At 65.2% G+C, this 14069-nt stretch carries 12 protein-coding genes; all 12 read right to left on the minus strand.

Annotation, left to right across the window (positions count from 1 at the left end):
• Positions 1 to 978 (minus strand): ABC transporter ATP-binding protein, encoded by a 978-nt coding sequence (locus tag AB7Z56_RS30100; RefSeq protein WP_063984400.1) that lies wholly within the window; start codon positions 976 to 978, stop codon positions 1 to 3.
• The gene (locus AB7Z56_RS30105; protein WP_063984401.1) at positions 975 to 1964 is read right to left on the minus strand and encodes an ABC transporter ATP-binding protein; all 990 of its coding nucleotides are present in this window, start codon (positions 1962 to 1964) and stop codon (positions 975 to 977) included. Before AB7Z56_RS30105 ends, AB7Z56_RS30100 begins: the two co-directional genes overlap by 4 nt.
• Positions 1965 to 1983: 19 nt before the next feature.
• Entirely contained in the window at positions 1984 to 2907 is a 924-nt protein-coding gene (locus tag AB7Z56_RS30110) for an ABC transporter permease (protein ID WP_063984402.1), read from the minus strand.
• Positions 2904 to 3845 (minus strand): ABC transporter permease, encoded by a 942-nt coding sequence (locus AB7Z56_RS30115; RefSeq protein ID WP_063984403.1) that lies wholly within the window; start codon positions 3843 to 3845, stop codon positions 2904 to 2906. The genes AB7Z56_RS30110 and AB7Z56_RS30115 overlap by 4 nt, the downstream gene beginning before the upstream one ends.
• Positions 3846 to 3862: 17 nt before the next feature.
• Positions 3863 to 5464: an ABC transporter substrate-binding protein gene (locus tag AB7Z56_RS30120; protein ID WP_231144494.1), complete on the minus strand. Its 1602-nt coding sequence runs from the start codon at positions 5462 to 5464 to the stop codon at positions 3863 to 3865.
• Positions 5465 to 5605: 141 nt separating this feature from the next.
• Positions 5606 to 7276: a nickel ABC transporter ATP-binding protein NikE gene (nikE, locus tag AB7Z56_RS30125; protein ID WP_063984405.1), complete on the minus strand. Its 1671-nt coding sequence runs from the start codon at positions 7274 to 7276 to the stop codon at positions 5606 to 5608.
• Positions 7273 to 8121 (minus strand): ABC transporter permease, encoded by an 849-nt coding sequence (locus tag AB7Z56_RS30130; RefSeq protein WP_008131147.1) that lies wholly within the window; start codon positions 8119 to 8121, stop codon positions 7273 to 7275. Before AB7Z56_RS30130 ends, nikE begins: the two co-directional genes overlap by 4 nt.
• The gene (locus AB7Z56_RS30135) at positions 8118 to 9152 is read right to left on the minus strand and encodes an ABC transporter permease (RefSeq protein ID WP_063984406.1); all 1035 of its coding nucleotides are present in this window, start codon (positions 9150 to 9152) and stop codon (positions 8118 to 8120) included. Before AB7Z56_RS30135 ends, AB7Z56_RS30130 begins: the two co-directional genes overlap by 4 nt.
• Before the next feature lie 28 nt (positions 9153 to 9180).
• Entirely contained in the window at positions 9181 to 10800 is a 1620-nt protein-coding gene (locus AB7Z56_RS30140) for an ABC transporter substrate-binding protein (RefSeq protein WP_283018578.1), read from the minus strand.
• 107 nt (positions 10801 to 10907) lie between these two features.
• Entirely contained in the window at positions 10908 to 12344 is a 1437-nt protein-coding gene (locus AB7Z56_RS30145; RefSeq protein WP_063984408.1) for an NAD(P)-binding domain-containing protein, read from the minus strand.
• Complete coding sequence (locus AB7Z56_RS30150) at positions 12341 to 13090, minus strand: SDR family oxidoreductase (protein WP_231144493.1); 750 nt, start codon at positions 13088 to 13090, stop codon at positions 12341 to 12343. The genes AB7Z56_RS30145 and AB7Z56_RS30150 overlap by 4 nt, the downstream gene beginning before the upstream one ends.
• 1 nt (position 13091) lies before the next feature.
• On the minus strand, positions 13092 to 14066 hold the full coding sequence (locus AB7Z56_RS30155; protein WP_063984409.1) for an NAD-dependent epimerase/dehydratase family protein: 975 nt from the start codon (positions 14064 to 14066) through the stop codon (positions 13092 to 13094).
• Positions 14067 to 14069: the final 3 nt, after the last annotated feature.

Below are 14069 nucleotides of genomic sequence, written 5' to 3' on the forward strand. Positions count from 1 at the left end.
CTACGGCGCCTCTTCGAGGTGACAGGCCACCCATTGCTCGGGTCCGGTCGAACGCAGCATCGGCTCCTCCGTCCGGCAACGGTCGAAGACGTATGGGCAACGGGTGTGGAAGCGGCACCCGCTCGGCGGGTTGATCGGGCTCGGCACGTCCCCCTTGAGGATGATGGGATTGCGCTGGGCGCCGGGCTCGGGCAGCGGCACCGCGGAGAGCAGCGCCTTGGTATAGGGATGCCTTGGCGCGGCAAAGATCTCGCGGCGCGGCGCCACCTCGACGATCTTGCCGAGATACATCACCGCGACGCGGTGAGTCATGTGCTCGACGATGGCGAGGTCATGGCTGATGAACAGCAGCGCCAGGCCGAACTCGCGCTGGAGATCCTGCAAGAGATTGACGATCTGCGCCTTGACCGAGACGTCGAGCGCGGAGACCGCCTCGTCGCAGACGATCAGCTCGGGCTCGGCTGCGAGCGCCCGCGCAATGCCGATGCGCTGACGCTGGCCGCCGGAGAATTCGTGCGGCCGGCGGTTGAGCGCCTCGCGCGGCAGCCGCACGGTATCCATCAGCGCCGTCACGCGGGTTTCGAGATCGGTGGCGGATTTGGCGAGGCCGAAATTTCGGATCGGCTCGGCCAGGATGTCGCGCACGCGCATGCGCGGATTGAGGCTCGAGAACGGATCCTGGAACACCACCTGCACGCGGCGGCGCATCTGGCGCATCGTGCTCGGATGTGCGTCGTCGATGCGCTGGCCGTCGAGGATCACCTGGCCCGCCGTGATGTCGAACAGCCGCAGGATGGCACGGCCGACCGTGGACTTGCCGCAGCCGGACTCGCCGACCAGCGACAGCGTCTCGCCCTTCGCGATTTCGAACGAGACACCGTCGACGGCATAGACATATTCGGACTTGCGGCCGAACAGGCCCTTTTTGACCGGAAAATGCTTCTTGAGGTCGTTGACCTGGAGCAGCGGAGGACTCATGCCGCGATGGCCCCCTTGGCGGAATAGTGGCAGGCGGCGACGTGGCGAGGCGCCTTCTCTTCGAGCCCAGGCGCATATTGGCGGCAGAGATCGGTCGCGAGCGCGCAGCGGCCGGCGAAGACGCAGCCGATGATAGGCTTGCGCAGATCAGGCACCTGCCCCGGGATTTCGGCGAGACGCCGCGCGGTGCCTGTTAGTGACGAGCCGAGCCGCGGCACGGCGCCGAGCAGGCCCTGCGTATAGGGATGACGCGGCGAGCGGAACAGCTCGGCCACCGGCGCCTCCTCGACCTTGCGGCCGGCATACATGACCATGACGCGTTCGGCGATCTCGGCGACGACACCGAGGTCGTGAGTGATCAGGATGATCGCCGCGCCGACCCGGCGCTTGAGATCGAGCATCAATTTCAGGATCTGCGCCTGGATCGTCACGTCGAGCGCGGTGGTCGGCTCGTCGGCGATCAGGAGCTTTGGATTGCAGGCCAGCGCAATCGCGATCATCACGCGCTGGCGCATGCCGCCGGAAAGCTGGTGCGGGTATTCGCGCACGCGCCGCTTCGGCTCGGGAATGCCGACCAGCGTCAGCATCTCGATCGCATGCGCCTCGGCCGCCTGCTTGTCCAGGCCCTGATGGATCATCAGCGTCTCGCGGATCTGGCGGCCGACCGTCAGAACCGGGTTGAGGCTCGTCATCGGCTCCTGAAAGATCATCGAGATATCGTTGCCGCGGATGGCGCGCATCTCGCGATCGGACAGTTGCAGCAGGTCCCTGCCCGCGAAGCGGACGGCGCCTGCGATCCTGCCCGGCGGCTCTGGAATGAGCCGCATCAGCGACATCGAGGTCACCGACTTGCCGCAGCCGGATTCGCCGACGATGGCGAGCGTCTCGCCTTCGTTGACATGAAAGGAGACGCCGTCGACCGCACGGTTGATGCCGCCGGGCGTGCGAAAGTGGGTCTGGAGGTTCTCGACTTCGAGCAAGGCCATCGCGATCAACCCCTCGACATCAGAGGCTCTTGGCCATGCGCGGATCGAGCGCATCGCGAAGGCCGTCGCCGAGCAGGTTCACGGCGAGGACGGTGACGGAGAGGAACGCCGCCGGGAAGAACACGATGTAGGGCTTGACCTGCCACAGCGCGCGGCCCTCGGCCATGATGTTGCCCCAGGACGGAATGGTCGGCGGCGTGCCCGCCCCGATGAAGGACAGGATCGCCTCGGTGATCATGGCGCTGGCGCAGATGTAAGTCGCCTGGACCAGCATCGGCGCCAGCGTATTGGGCAGGATGTGGCGCAGGATGATCATCGGCGTGCGCGTGCCGCAGGCGACCGCGGCGTCCACATAGGGCTGCTCGCGCAGCGACAGCACCACACTACGGACAAGACGGGAAACCCGCGGGATCTCGGCGATGGTGATGGCCAGGATGACGTTGCCGACACTGCCGCGCGTCAGCGCCATCAGCGCGATTGCGAGCAGAATTGGCGGGATCGACATCAAACCGTCCATGAAGCGCATCAAAATGCCGTCGGCCCAGCGGACGAAACCGGAGACCATGCCGATGGCGAGACCCGCCACGGAGGCGAAGATCGCAACTGACAGGCCGACCGTGAGCGAGACCCGCGCACCGAATAGCACGCGCGAATAGATGTCGCGGCCAAGCACATCGGTGCCGAACCAGTAGAGTGCCGACGGAGCCCGCGTGCGCTTGGCGGGCGCGAGCGCAGTCGGGTCGACTGTCCAGAGGTACGGCGCGAAGATCGCGATGAAGACGAGTGCCAGCAGCAGTGCGCCGCCGATCGCGACGGTCGGATGGCCGCGCAAGAATCCCAGGAAGCCGCGCCGGATCGTGACCGGCCGCAGGATTTCAGGCAGTTGCGGCGCGAGAACGAAGCCGGCCGGCAGCGCTTGCGGATTGACGGTCGTATCGGTCAATAGCGGATCCTCGGGTCAACGAGCGTATAGATGACGTCGATCATCAGATTGACGAGGACGTAGACGAAGCTGAAGAGAAGCACGATGCCCTGGATGACGGGATAGTCGCGGCGCAGGATCGCGTCGATCGTGAGTCGGCCGAGGCCGGGGATCGCGAACACGCTTTCCGTGACGACCGCCCCGCCGATCAGGAGCGCGATGCCGATCCCGATCACGGTCACGATCGGGACCGCGGCATTCTTCAGCGCGTGAACGAAGAGGATGCCGCCCTGCCCGAGGCCCTTGGCGCGCGCGGTGCGGATATAGTCCTGCTGCAAGACTTCAAGCATGGTGGCACGCGTGATGCGCGCGATCAGCGCGATGTAGACGCAGCCCAGCGCGATCGACGGCAGGATCAGGTTTTGCAGCCACGGCCAGAAGCCTTCCGTGAGCGGCGTATAGCCCTGCACCGGAAGCCATTCGAGCTCGAGTGCGAAGACATAGGCGAGGATATAGCCGACGACGAAGACGGGCAGCGAGAAGCCGAACACGGCGAATGCCATGATGACGCGGTCGATCAGGCTCCCCGCCTTCCACGCGGCCACGACGCCAAGCGGCACCGCGACCACGATGGTGAGTAGCAGCGTGACCATCATCAGCGACAGTGTCGGCCCGAGACGCTGTCCGATCATCGTCGAGACCGGAAGGTTGGTGAAGATCGAGGTGCCGAGATCGCCGTGCAGAATGCGCCAGACCCAGCTTCCGAACTGGATCAGGAAAGGACGGTCGAGACCCAGACTCTGGCGAATGCGCTCCACATCCTCCGGGCTCGCCTGGTCGCCCGCGATCACCACGGCGGGGTCACCCGGCGCGATGTAGAGCAGGCTGAACACGAACAGCGCGACGATTGCCATCACCGGCAAGGTCGAGACGATGCGACGGAGGATGTAAGAGAGCATCTGGCTTCAGCGTACCATCATGCGGATTTCGACACGTTCCAGAAGAACGGCAGCGGCCCCTTGGTGATGCCGGAGACGTTCTTGCGCCATGCCGTGTAGGTCAGGAAGAAGCCGGTCGGCGCGTAGACGACATCCTCGAGCGCCGCCTTGTTGACCTGCCCGATCGCGGCCTTCTCTTCCTCGAGATTCTTGGCGTCGAACCAGGCCGTGATCTCCTTCTCGGTATTCGGGCTGTTGGGCCAGCCGAACCAGGCCTTGTCGCCATTGGCGCGGATGGCGGTGTAGGCGGCCGGATTGATGCAATCGGCGCCGGCGTGCCAGCTGTGGAACATATTCCAGCCGCCCTGCCCCGGCGGTGTCTTCATCGCGCGGCGCGCGCCCACCGTGCCCCAATCGGTCGCGACGAAATCGACATTCATGCCGAGCTTCTTGAGCAGATCCGCGGTGACGTCGCCCTGCGCCTTCGTGATCGACTGGTCCTGCGCGACCACGCATGTGACCGGCTGGCCGGAATAGCCGCTCTCGGCGAGCAGCTTCTTGGCCGCATCCAAATCGCGCTTTCCTTTCAGGATCTCGCCGCCCAACTCGGTGTAGAGCGGTGTGTCCGGCGTAAAAAAGCCGGGCAGCGGCTTCCACAACGTATCGTCGTCGCCGACCAGCGCACGCATATAGTCTTCCTGGCTCAACGCCATCAGCACCGCGCGCCGCGCCTTCACATTGTTGAAGGGTGGGTGCAGATGGTTCATCCGGAAGGAGCCGATATTGCCGAGGGGATCGCCGATATCGACGCTGATGTTCTTGTTCTTCTTCAGCACGGGCACGAGATCGGAGATCGGGTTCTCCCACCAGTCGACCTCACCGTTCTGCAAGGCGGCGGCAGCGGTGGCCGGATCCGGCATCACCAGCCACTCGACGCGATCGACCAGGATGTTCTTGCCGCCGGCAAGCCACGACGCCTTCTCCTGCCGCGGCACGTAATCGGTGAACTTCTCGAACACCGACTTGGCGCCGGGCACCCATTCGCTCTTGGCGAACTTCATCGGACCCGAGCCGACATATTCGGTGATCTGCTTGAACGGATCCGTCTTCGCGATGCGCTCGGGCATGATGAAGGAGCACGGCGCGTTGTTCTTGGCCAGCGCGTACAGCATTTTCGGGAAAGGCTGCTTCAGGACCCATTTGAAGGTGCGGTCGTCGACCGGAGTCAATTCCTGCTGGATCGCGAGGATCATCAGACCCATTGGATCGCGCGCGGCCCAGCGCGACAGGCTCGCGACGACGTCCTTGCTCAGCACCGGCTCGCCGTCATGGAACTTGAGACCCGGGCGCAGCTTGAAGGTCCAGGTCTTGCCGTCGTCGGTGGTCTCCTCGGACTCGACCATCTGACGCTGCGGCTGAAGCTTGGCATCGACGCCGTAGAGCGTGTCCCAGACCAGCGCCGCCGCGTTGCGCACGACATATTGCGTGCCCCAGATGGGATCGAAATTGGCGAGGTTGGCTTGCGGCACGAAGCGCAGGGTGCGCGCAGAGGCGCCTTGTGCGATCGCCGGGGCCGAGAGGCCGGTCAATGCCAGACCGCCCGCGCCGGCCAGTCCCTTCAAAACGGTCCTGCGATCCATGAAATCCTCCCAGTAGTGCCGTGATGCCGGCCATCGTTGGCCAAAGGCAGGTGAAACCAGAACCCATTGGCGTGCAAATGGTATGCCACTAACCAGGCCTTCGCCAGCGGGATCTCATCGGGATTACGACCGGTTCAGGCGTCAAAGCGCGGCCGCCAGTGCCGGTCCGGTCTCGATATGCGGAATCGCCTCGACCAGCTTGCGCGTGTAGTCGGTCTTGGGATTGTCGAACAGCGCCCGGCTCTCCCCCTGCTCCACGATGCCGCCATTGCGCAGCACGATGGTGCGGTCGCAGAGCATACGCACGACATTGAGATCGTGGCTGACGAACAGCAGCGCGATGTCGTTCTCGCGCCTGAGACGGTCGAGCAGTTGCAGCACCACCGCCTGCACCGAAACGTCGAGCGCGGCGGTCGGCTCGTCCAGCACCAGCAGCCGCGGCCGGCAGGCGATGGCGCGGGCAATGCCGACGCGGGCCTTCTGGCCGCCGGAGAGCTGGTGCGGAAAGCGCGGCAGCAGATCGAGCGGCAAGCCCACCCGCTCCGCACACTCTTCCACCCGCTTGCGCAGTGCATCACCCGCACGCATGCCGTCGAGCCGCATCAGGGGATGGGCAACGCAGTCGAACGCCGTGAAGCGTGGGTTGAGGCTCTCGTTCGGGTCCTGAAAGACCATCTGGATGTCTTTGCGCAGCGGCGAGCGATGGAAGTCACGCGAGGCGACATGGCCGATCGACTGGCCGTCGAACACGATATCGCCTTCGCTCGGGTCGATCAGGCGGCAGATCATCCGCGACGTCGTGCTCTTGCCGGAGCCGGACTCGCCAACGAGCCCGACGCTCTCGCCGCCGGCCATCGTCATCGAGAAATCCGCGACCGCAGCGGAGCCCTGGTCAAAACGCTTGGCGAGCTTGCGCACCTCGAGGAGCGGTGGCGTCCCGTGCGGGAGCTCCTGCCTTGGCTTGCTGACGATCGTCGCATGCCGTTCCCGCTCCTCCTCCGTCACGAGATCCTCGATCCGCGACGTCGCGGTCGGCGATGCCGCAACGAGGCGGCGAGTATAGGCGTGCTGCGGTGCGCTGAAGAGCTTTTTGGGGCTCGCTTCCTCGACGATGCGGCCGCGCTCCATCACGGCGATGCGGCGGCAATAGCGCGCCGCGAGACCGAGGTCGTGCGTGATCAGGATCGTCGCCATGCCACGCGCGGCGGCAATGTCTGCGAGCAGATCCATCACCACCTTCTGGGTCGTGACGTCGAGGCCGGTGGTCGGCTCGTCGGCGATCAGCAGTGCAGGATTGCAGGAAATCGCGATCGCGATCATCACGCGCTGGCACATGCCGCCGGAGAGCTCGTGCGGATAGGCGTTCATCCGCGTCTCGGGGTCGCGGATCTGGACCGCGCGCAGCAGCTCCAGCGCCTCGGCGCGCGCGGCGTCCTTCGATATCTTCTTATGCGTGAGGATCGCATCCGCGATCTGCAGGCCGATCGCGCGGATCGGGTTGAGCGCCGCGCGCGGATTCTGGAAGATCATGGACATCGCGGCGCCCTGGAGCTGACGGAGGTCTTCGCCTCTGAGTTTTGTGACGTCCTGCCCGCGAAACAGGATCTTGCCGCCGGTGACGCGCCCGGCCGCATCGAGCAGCCGCGTCGTTGCAAAGCCGGTGACCGACTTGCCCGAGCCGCTCTCGCCGACGAGGCCGAGCATCTCGCCCTTCTCGACCGTGAGCGTCACGCCGCGCACGGCCTCGACCATGCCACGCCGCGTCGAGAACGAGACGTGGAGGTCGTTGATCCCTAGCAGCTCCTCGCTCATGTGCGCATCCGCGGGTCGAGAATGTCCCGCATCCCGTCACCGAGGAGATTGAAGCACAGCACCGCCATCATCAGCGCGAGGCCCGGAAAGGCCACCAGCCACCATCGCCCGGTCGAGATGAAGCGCGCGCCCTCCGCGACCATGATGCCCCATTCCGGCGTCGGCGGCTTGACGCCGAGGCCGATGAAGGACAGGCCGGCCGCGTTGAGAATGGCCCAGCCGAGATTGAGCGAGATCTGCACCGCCATCGCCGGCAGGATATTCGGCAGCAGGAAGCGCAGCACCACCGAGAAATGGCTCTCCCCGCAGGCACGCGCGGCCTCCACCCAGCCGACATTGCGGCGAACGTTGACCTCGGCGCGCGCGAAGCGGATGTAGAACGGAAGATTGATGATCGCGGTCGCGATCACGATGTTCTCGATCCGGTTGCCCAAGGCGGCAACCATCGCCATCGCCAGCACGAACAGCGGAAAGGCCATCATCACATCGACGAAGCGGCCGACACCGCGATCGAGCTTACCGCCGGCATAGCCGCAGAACGCGCCGACGACGGCGCCGATCACGAAGGAGATGCCGACGGCGGAGACGGCAATGGCGAGATCGAGGCGCGCGGCGATGATGAGGCGGCTGAACACATCGCGTCCGAGCTGGTCGGTGCCGGCCAGATGGGCCGCGCTCGGCGGCAAAAGAGCCTCCGAGACATTGGAGACCACGGGATCATAGGGCACGATCCAGGGCCCGAAGATCGCAATCAGGACGAACAGCGCAACGCCGGCCGCGGCAACGGCGGTGAGCGGGTTGCCGCGCAGGATCCAGACCGAATGGCGGAGAGTTGCGCTGGTCATTCGATCGACACCCTGGGATCGGCGATGCCGTAGCAGATGTCGACCACGAGATTGACCAGCACGAACAGGCTGGCCATCAGCAGCACGAAACCCTGCACGGGCGCATAGTCGGAGGATAGGAGCGCATCGAGCGCGTAGGAAGCGACGCCCGGCCAGGAGAACACTTTCTCCACCAGGACATTGGCGCCCAGCATGGTCGAGAACACGATGCCGGCGATGGTGATGACGGGCAGGATCGCGTTCCGCAGCGCATAAGTGACGACCACCTTGTGCCAGGACAATCCGACCGAGCGCGCAGTGCGGACGAAATCGCTGCCGAGCGAGACCAGCATCGAGGCCCGCGTGATCCGCGCCAGCGGCGCGATCACGAACAGGGCCATGCTCACCGCCGGCAGGATCAGCTGCTTGCAGGCGGCCCACCAGCCCTCGATATCACCCGCGAGCAGGAAATCGATCGACAGGAAGCCGGTGCGCTGCGGCGGCAGCGAGGTGAAGACGTCGATCCGCCCGGTCGGATCAGGCGCCAGCCCGAGCAGGTAGTAGAAGACGTAGATCAGCAGCAGGCCCGAGACGAAGGTCGGCACGCAGACGCCGAGCGCGCAGAACAGCCGCACGCCGTGATCGACGATCGAGCCAGGCTTCAAGGCCGCGACCACGCCGAGCGGCACCGCCGCGATCAGCGCGATCAGCAGCGCCGTGAAGGTGAGCTCCAGCGAAGCCGGCAGCCGTTCGCGCAGGTCCTTCAGCACCGGCTGTCCCGTCATCATGGAGCGGCCGAGATTGCCGTGGCCGATGTCGGAGAGATAGAACACGAGCTGCTCCGGCACCGACCTGTCGAGCCCCATCTGCTTGCGGATCTGCTCGATCTCCTCCTTGCCGGCATTGGGCCCCGAGGCGAAGAACACCGCGGGGTCGCCGGGCAACACGCGCATCAGCAGAAAGGTGAAGACCAGCACACCGAACAGCGCCGGCAGTGATGACAGAAGCCGCCTGCCCGCCCGTACCATGGTTGCACCAAGACCGGTCGTCACCTCTGAGAGCTCCTCTCGTTGTCCGACGTCACTTGCGGCTGACGTCGCGATAGTCGACCTGGCGGTGGAACTCGTAGGTGTAGCCTTCGACCGACGACGCCATTACCGCATCCTGGTTCGGCTGCCACAGCATGATCTGCGGCATCAGATCGACATGCATCGCGTTGAGCTTGCGGCCGGCTTCCTCATACTTGGCCTTGTCCGGCTCGAAACGCGCCTCCTGCGCGATTGCGGCAAGATCCGGGTTGTTGATCGAGCTGTAATTCCAGCGCTGATTGCCGGTGTAGAAGTTGCGGTAGAAGTAATCAGTCGACGGCAACCACGCTACGATGCCCTCGGTGTAGAAGGGAAGCTTCTTCTCGTTGATCTGCGTGGACATCTGTGCGTCCGGCAGCTTCTGGATGTCGACCTTGATCCCGATCTTGCCGAGTGACTCCTTCACCAGCGCGGCCATCGGCTCCGCGGTCGAGGACTGGCCGACGTTGAAGCTGAAGGTAGTCGAGAAACCCTCGGGGAGCCCGGCGGCCTTGAGGTATTCCCTGGCCTTGTCGAGGTCGACCTTCACGGGCTGCTGGAACGGATAGATGCCGTTCAGCGGCTTGCCGTCCGGCCAGGTCGCGCCGAACAGCGGCGCGCCGCGGCCGAACAGGGCGGCCTTGAACATGTCGTCGTAGGGCAGCGCGTAAGCGATGGCACGGCGGACATTGACGTTGTCGAAGGGCGGCATCTGGTTGTTCATCGAGACATAGGTGATCGCATTGTACTGCGGGGTCGAGACCACCTTGAGCTTGCCCTTGGCCTCGAGCGACTGCACGTCGCTGGCCTGGAGATCGACGACGAGGTCGGCATCGCCGCGCTCGACCAGGTTGGCGCGGGTCGCCGGCTCCGGCACGGACTGAATGATCACGCGCTTGAAGAATGCGGGCTTGTTGGCCGAACCGCGGTTCCAGGTCTCGTCGCGCTTGAGGATGACCTGCTCGCCCGGCTTGAAGGTCTCGACCACATAAGCACCGCTGCCGGCGGTGTGCTCCTTCAGCCATGCGGTGGCCCAGGGATCATCCGGCGTCGCGTGCTCTTTTGCCACCTTCGAGTTGATGATCAGGGGATAGACGGTGGCGAGATTGGGCAGCGCGAGCTTGTCGGGTTTCGGCAGCGTCACCTCGATGGTGAGGGGATCGATCACCTTGAACTGGTCCGCCGACGTCAACGAACCCGTCAGCAACTGGGCCTTGCCGAGGATCGGCGCGGTGACGCAGCGATCGAGCGACCATTTCACGTCGTCGGCCGTGACAGGCGAACCGTCCTGGAACTTGGCGTCCTTGCGCAGGCGGAAGGTCAGCTTCAGGCCATCGGAGCTGACGTCGTAGGATTCAGCGAGCTCGCCGGTGATCGTGTCGAGATCGAACACCCATTTGCCGTTGAGCTGCTTGCGGCCGAACGCCACCAGCCGGTCATACGTGCTCATGCTCAGCGCGAAGGACTCGCGCGTCGAGCCGGGGATGTTGGGATCGAGCGTGTTCACCGCTGATCCCGTGACATAGCGCAACGTCTCCGCCCTGGTCTGTGCCTGCGACGGCGCGGTGGCAATGAGCAACAGCGCAGTGGTAGCGAGGACTGAGGCCGCGGGCCTGAAAGACACAAAACGCATTCGTTTTCCCCAAAATTTCGGCAAGAACGCCAGCAAGGCAGGTCAAGAAAGAAGCAAGTTGCGCGCCAATCCCGCAGAGGCGCTTCGTCGCGGCGGTGCATGGATGATCATCGCGATTCCTCCATTGTTCGCGCGGGCCGCGCAACCACGGCCTGCGGCACGTCGTAGGCGCTGAGCGAAGCCCAGTGACGTTCGACATCGCCGCGAAACAGGCCGCGCGTCAGGCCATTGACCAGCTTGGGAATGGCCGTCGTCATCGCGTTGATCGACGATCCCGACGGACCAAAACTCATGGTGGAGGCGATGGCGAAAAGATGGATGTCGGAGATCCACGGCGTCTCGCCAGACACACGCTCGGTGAAGGCGTAATCGTCAGCGAGATAGGGAAAGCGGCCGAGCCGCGCGTTGCGCTCGCTCGCAGGCGGCTGGTAGCGATCGGCCCAGGTCGCGATATTGCCGGCGAAGCGGCGCAGCTCGCCGCGGCCGGCAAAGTTCATGTCGATGCCGGTGCCGCAAATGACGAAATCCGCCGTGATCGTGCTGCGTGGCGTGTGCAATTCGACACCGCCATCGGTCTGCCTGGTGCCCTCGACCGGCGCACCCTCGTGCAGCGTGAAATTGGCGTGACGCGCGCAGCGATCATAAGTCGGCTGCGGAAAGCCTTCGCGCATCTCGAGGATCTTGCGCATGAAGCGCCAGCGCCAGGCATCGTCGAGATCGCTGAGATGGCGCAGAAAGCCGCGGAAGGTCAGCCAGCGATAGGGCTGGATCACCTGGATCTGAGCGCGGCGGCAGAGCAGATGCACCTCCGCCGCGCCTGCCTCCAGCGCGGTCGCCGCATTGTCGAAGGCGGACGCGCCGGCGCCGATCACCGCGACGCGCTTGCCGCGCAGGCTTTCGAAGTCGATGTCGTCGGCAACAGTTGCGACCGAACTCGCTGACAACTGACGAAGCGGCTCCGGAATGACCCAGTCGCCCATGCCCTCCTGCCCCGTCGCCAACACGATCTTGCGGGCATGGAGCGTCTCGACGCCATCGGCGCGTCTCACGCGCGCGGCGAGCAGACTGTCTGATGCAGGCGCAATCTCCAGAAGCTCGCAGCCGTTGCGCACGGGCAGACCGATCGTGCGTCGCAGCCAGAGCAGATAGTCCGCCCAATGCCCGCGCGGGATCAGGTCGAGTGTCTGCCAGCTCTCCTTGCCGAAGCGGGCCTCGTGCCAGGACTGATAGGTGAGGCTCGGGATATCGAGGTCAGGTCCCGTATAGTCCTTCGGGCTGCGCAGCGTCGGCATGCGGGCATAGCTGAGCCACGGGCCCTCCTTCCCCTCCTCGGCCTTGTCGAGCAGCAGGATGTTGCTGACGCGCGAGCGCATCAGGCCGAAGCCGATGGCGATACCGGACTGGCCGGCGCCGATAATGAGAACATCGAGCGCGGGCTTGCCATCCGGCCCCGTCTTCGGCTCGAGCCAGGCGGCGCCGGGATGCGCGATCATCGCGAGATCGGCGCGCACGGTCGCTTCAAGCTTTGCCAGCGCGTCGCTCATGCCGCGAGCCAGCCTCCGTCAACCACCATCACGGTGCCGGTCGTGAACGAAGACGCATCACTGGCGAGATGCAGCGCGGTCTGAGCGATTTCTTCCGCCTGACCGAAGCGCTTCATGGCGTGGCGGTTGCGGGAGGCTTCGCGCACCTCGTCCGAATTGGCGTGGCGGGCAAAGCTGCGGCGAAGCATCGGCGTGTCGATTGCGCCGGGCGCAATCGCGTTGACACGGATGCCGTCGGTCGCGAAATCGACCGCCATGGTGCGCGTCAGGCTGACGATCGCACCCTTGGCGGCGATATAGGCACTGTTGCCCTTGCCGCCGGCGATGGCGAGCTGCGACGCCAGCGTGATGATCGAACCGCTCTTCTGCTGCTGCATCTGCGGCACCGCCGCCCGCGCCCACAACCAGGTGCCGCCGACATTGGCGCGGAACACCGCGTCCCAGTCTTCCAGCCTCGTCGTCAGCACCGTGCCGCCGCAGGAGAAGCCCGCAGCGGTCATCAGAATATCGAGACGGCCGTGGCGCACGATGACGTCGTTCACAACGGTCTCGGCGAAATCGGCATCGCCGACATCGCCGACATGCGTCGTCGCCTCTCCGATCAGGCTCAACGTCTCCTGAAGGGCCGCGGCATCGCGATCGACAAGGGCGAGATGCGCACCTTCCTCCGCAAACAGCTTTGCGCTGGCGCGGCCAATGCCCGAAGCTGCTCCCGTGATGATGGCCGTGCGCGCCTGCAGCCGCATCTCAGATCCACTCCTTGTGCTGCTTCAGCCAGCCGCTCATCGCGGCGGCGGACTCGGCACAGCCGAACCGCGCACGCCAGCCGAACTCATCCGCCATCCGCGCGACCGAGAGCGGTGCGCGATGGCGCCCATGCAGCTTGATGGCGGTCGTCTCTCCGGCCGCCGCGAGCCTGCATTGCAGGCCGGGATTTAGCGCCGCAAAGGTCTTGCCCCATTCCAACGCCGGCCATAGCCCGCCGCTGGAGATGTTGTAGAGCCGATGGCGCGGCCGCTCGGCTTCGATCAGCATTGCCACGGCTTCGGCGGCATCCGGAGCGTAGATCCAGTCCTTCATGCCCGTGTCGGGCATGATCGCCGGCTCGCCACGGGCAAACGCAGCTAGGATCTGGTACTGGAGGCTCGGCGTGTCGCGTACCGAGCTGGGTCGCTCCCACGGACCGAACAAGGCGCTTAAGCGCACACTGAGGAAGTCGCCGCCAAAGAGCTCGGCATGGCGCGCCACCGATCGCTCGGAGGTGAACTTGCTGATGGCGTAAAACGAGACCGGATCGCAAGGCGTTTCCTCGTCCAGAACCTCGACCCGCGCGCCCGCGGCGCCATAGGCCGAGGCCGACGACAGATTGACGACACGGCGAACGCCATGTCGGATCGCCGCGAGCAGGATCGGGATTTGCGCCATCACATTGATCTCGAGAACGCGCGCGGTCGACGCTCGCTCGAGTTCATCGCCGGCCGTCACCGCGGCGCCCAGCACGATCGCATCGCAGCCCGCGGCAATGAGGGCGTCGATGGCGTCTGCGTCGGTGATATCGCCCTGCACGGCTTTGAGCCGTGCGCCGTAGTCAGCAAGCGATCGCCGCGCGGATGGCGGCAACTCTGCGCGGTCATACAGCGTGACGTCATGCCCGCGCGCGAGCAGCACCTCGGCAAGATTGAGGCCGACAAAGCCCGTGCCGCCGAAGATGACGATCTTCATCGC

The sequence above is a fragment of the Bradyrhizobium sp. 482_C4_N1_8 genome, assembly GCF_052075965.1.
GTDB lineage: Bacteria > Pseudomonadota > Alphaproteobacteria > Rhizobiales > Xanthobacteraceae > Bradyrhizobium > Bradyrhizobium barranii.